At 71.0% G+C, this 3,261-nt stretch carries 4 protein-coding genes; 3 read left to right on the top strand and 1 reads right to left on the bottom strand.

The window, feature by feature from the left end:
- Positions 1–192: 192 nt before the first annotated feature.
- Positions 193–1,419 carry a sensor histidine kinase gene (locus P1P70_RS42485; protein WP_319247543.1) on the bottom strand — a complete coding sequence of 409 codons (1,227 nt, stop codon included), beginning with the start codon at positions 1,417–1,419 and terminating at the stop codon, positions 193–195.
- Positions 1,420–1,684: 265 nt separating this feature from the next.
- Here P1P70_RS42485 and P1P70_RS42480 point away from each other — a divergent pair, with 265 nt between their 5' ends.
- The 3 genes from P1P70_RS42480 to P1P70_RS42470 all read left to right on the top strand — a co-directional run.
- A complete protein-coding gene (locus P1P70_RS42480) occupies positions 1,685–2,104 on the top strand; it encodes an NADH-quinone oxidoreductase subunit A (protein ID WP_045559401.1) in 420 nt (139 codons plus the stop codon).
- The gene (locus P1P70_RS42475) at positions 2,095–2,733 is read left to right on the top strand and encodes an NADH-quinone oxidoreductase subunit B family protein (protein WP_319247541.1); all 639 of its coding nucleotides are present in this window, start codon (positions 2,095–2,097) and stop codon (positions 2,731–2,733) included. The genes P1P70_RS42480 and P1P70_RS42475 overlap by 10 nt, the downstream gene beginning before the upstream one ends.
- Positions 2,730–3,261, top strand: a 532-nt coding sequence (locus P1P70_RS42470) for an NADH-quinone oxidoreductase subunit C (protein ID WP_319247539.1), incomplete at its 3' end; no start/stop codon positions are given. The genes P1P70_RS42475 and P1P70_RS42470, both read left to right, overlap by 4 nt.

Genomic DNA, 3,261 nt, shown 5'->3' with positions numbered 1-3,261 from the left:
GGGGGTTTTCCCCACCCCCGGGCCCCGAAGCCGCAGGACCCCTGGTCCTCGAAGCGGCGGGCCGAAAAGCTCGGGGCGCAGCCCCTGCTTTTCAGGGGCGCGGGGAACTGCGCGAGAAGCCCCACTCACCCGCACCCGCCCACGAAGAAGGGGCACCCACCACGAGTAGGCGCCCCTCCACACCGCCGCGCGCTACCGTCCCCGCCAGGGCAACTCCGCCGTCACCGTCGTAGGCCCACCCACCGGCGACTCGATCACGAACAACCCGTCCACCGCGTCGAGCCGCTCCGCCAGCCCGGCGATCCCGCTCCCCCCGTCGAGCCGCGCACCCCCACGCCCGTCGTCCCACACCTGTATGAGCAACCGATCATCGGACCGCCACACATCCACCGACGCCGCCTTCGCCCCACTGTGCTTACTGATGTTCTGCAGCAACTCGGACACCGTGAAGTAGGCGATCCCCTCGATCGCGGCGGCGGGCCGCGCCACGAGATCCACGGTCACCTTCACCGGCGCCGTACACCGCGAGGCCACCGCCGACAACGCGGCATCCAGCCCCCGGTCGGTCAGCACCGCCGGATGGATCCCCCGCGCCAGATCCCGCAGCTCCTGCAGCGCCAGTTTCACCTCGCCGTGCGCCTCCTCCACCATCGTGGCGGCCGCGTCGGGATCCTCCAGCAGCTTCTCCTTCGCGAGCCCGAGCCCCATCGCCAGGTTCACCAGTCGGGCCTGCGCCCCGTCGTGCAGATCCCGCTCGATCCGCCGCATATCGGCCGCGGCCGTGTCGACGACGACCCCCCGGTCGGACTCCAGTTCGGCGATCCGCCGCTCCAGCTCGTCGGACGGCGACAACAGCGACCGCACCATCACCCGGTCCACGTTCGTCAGGCCCCGCACGATGTACGGCAGTACCGGCCACGCCACGAACAACCCCGTCAGAGTGATGACGAACGTCGTGACGGCCCACGGCATCCGGATCAGCTCGTACAACATCGACCGCCAGCCGACCGGATCCTTCACGCTCATCCACACCTGCGCGAAGAAGCCCTCGTCCGCCCGCCGCCCTCTCCCACGGAACGGCAGCGGACTCGGCTCGTCCACCCGCACCCGCAGCAACGCCCGCGCCCGCATCCGCTCCAGCCGCCCCAGCTGCCTCGCCCCCATCAGCGCGGCGGCGAGCAGCGGAAAACCGATCACCGTCAACGTCAGGAAAGCGCTGGTGAACAGCACCGTCGTCACGTACACGAACCCGAGCAGCGCGCACGGCAGGTTGGCCAGCAGATGCGCGATCTCCCGCCAGGTCTGCCCCCCGAACGCGAACGTCGCGGGCGGCAGCGGGTCCGAGGGCGTGTGACTGGACGGCAGCGGACGACCGTACGGCCGCCCGGAGCCGGTCGGGGAGGAGAGGGGTTCGGTCATGCCCACCAGCCTGCCCGCCCGCTCGCGCCCCGCGCCATGAGGCGGACCGCCCCGGCCACCCTGGGGAAAACCCCACCCCGTTCCATACCTCCCCCTTCCGACCCGATCACGACGGCACTCGGGCATGCCGACCTGTGACGGGCTGCTTACGCTCTCTTTAGCAGGGCCTAGACTCCCGTGCGTACAGATCGTCGAACAGCGACGCACGTACGGCGTCCCGCATCCCGTACGTACGTATCGCCAGGCCAGGGAGCGAGGGACGGACGTGCCGGAACCGACCGTCGCCGTAGCGGCGCAGACGGGCGTCGCGGTAGCGGCGGACTACTTCCAGTCCTACTCGGTGGTCGGACTGCTCGCCGCCGTGGGCGTGCTCTTCGTCGCCGTCGCCTTCGGCGCGGGACGGCTGCTGCGCCCCGAGGTCCCCACCCGGGAGAAGCTCCTGACGTACGAGTGCGGCGTCGACCCCGTCGGCGAGGGCTGGGCCCACACCCAGGTCCGCTACTACGTCTACGCCTTCCTCTACGTCATCTTCGCCATCGACTCGATCTTCCTCTTCCCGTGGGCGACGGTCTTCGCCGACCCCGGCTACGGGGCCACCACCCTCGTCGAGATGTTCGTCTTCCTCGGATTCCTCGCCGTGGGCCTGCTCTACGCATACAAGAAGGGCGTCCTGGCATGGACGTGACGCCGGAAGTGAACCCGCCGGAGCCGGGCGCCGCACAGCCGGTCCTCCTCCCGGAGCCGAAGCGGCTGGGCGCGCTCGCCCGCCTCGCCCCCGAGCCGATGAAGGTCATCCTGAACTGGGGCCGCCGCTACTCGCTGTGGGTCTTCAACTTCGGCCTCGCCTGCTGCGCGATCGAGTTCATCGCCGCGTCCATGGCCCGCCACGACTTCATCCGCCTCGGCGTCATCCCGTTCGCGCCCGGCCCCCGACAGGCCGACCTCATGGTCGTCTCGGGCACGGTGACCGACAAGATGGCCCCGGCCGTGAAGCGCCTGTACGAGCAGATGCCCGAGCCGAAGTACGTCATCTCCTTCGGCGCCTGCTCCAACTGCGGCGGCCCCTACTGGGACTCCTACTCCGTGACCAAGGGCGTCGACCAGATCATCCCGGTAGATGTCTACGTCCCCGGCTGCCCGCCCCGCCCCGAGGCCCTCCTCCAGGGCATCCTGAAACTCCAGGAGAAGATCGCCCGCGAATCCCTGGGCGAGCGCTACGCCACCGACCCCCGCCCGTCGACGGCGGCGCTGCAGAGCGCGCTGGTGAAGCCGCCGACGACCGAGGCCGGACCGGCCGAATCGGGGGACAAGTGACCGGCTGGCTGCCCACCCCCGTCGAGGAGCTCTTCGGCCCCGAGGCCACGGCCGAGGAGTCCTACGACGTCCTGACCGTGGACGTCCCGTCCGCGTCCTGGACCGAGGCGCTGCGCACGGCCCGCTCCACCCTGGGCTGCACCTACTTCGACTGGCTGAGCGCGGTGGACGAGCCCGGCACGGGCTTCCGCGTCTCGGCCCACGTGGTGGCCCTGGCCCCGGTCCGCCGCCTCCTACTGCGCACCACGGTCCCCCACTCCTCGCCCCTCCTCCCGACCGCCGTCGACATCTACGCGGGCGCCGCCTGGCACGAACGCGAGACCCACGAAATGTTCGGCGTCCGCTTCGAGGGCCACCCCGGCCTGGACCACCTCCTCCTCCCGGAGAACTTCGAGGGCCACCCCCTGCGCAAGGACTTCGTCCTGGCCGCCCGGGTGGCCAAGGCCTGGCCCGGCGCGAAGGAGCCGGGGGAGTCCGCGGCCGGCGGACACAGCGCCCCGAAGCGCCGCCAGATGCTCCCACCCGGAG

The sequence above is a fragment of the Streptomyces sp. MB09-02B genome, assembly GCF_033794485.1.
Classification (GTDB): Bacteria; Actinomycetota; Actinomycetes; order Streptomycetales; family Streptomycetaceae; genus Streptomyces.
The sequence above is the reverse complement of the archived record's forward strand: the minus strand, read 5'-3'. Positions and strand labels throughout refer to the sequence as shown.

Coding starts and splice junctions, on each gene's coding strand:
- P1P70_RS42485 (WP_319247543.1), bottom strand. CDS start 1,419: ATGACCGAACCCCTCTCCTCCCCGACCGGCTCCGGGCGGCCGTACGGT.
- P1P70_RS42475 (WP_319247541.1), top strand. CDS start 2,095: ATGGACGTGACGCCGGAAGTGAACCCGCCGGAGCCGGGCGCCGCACAG.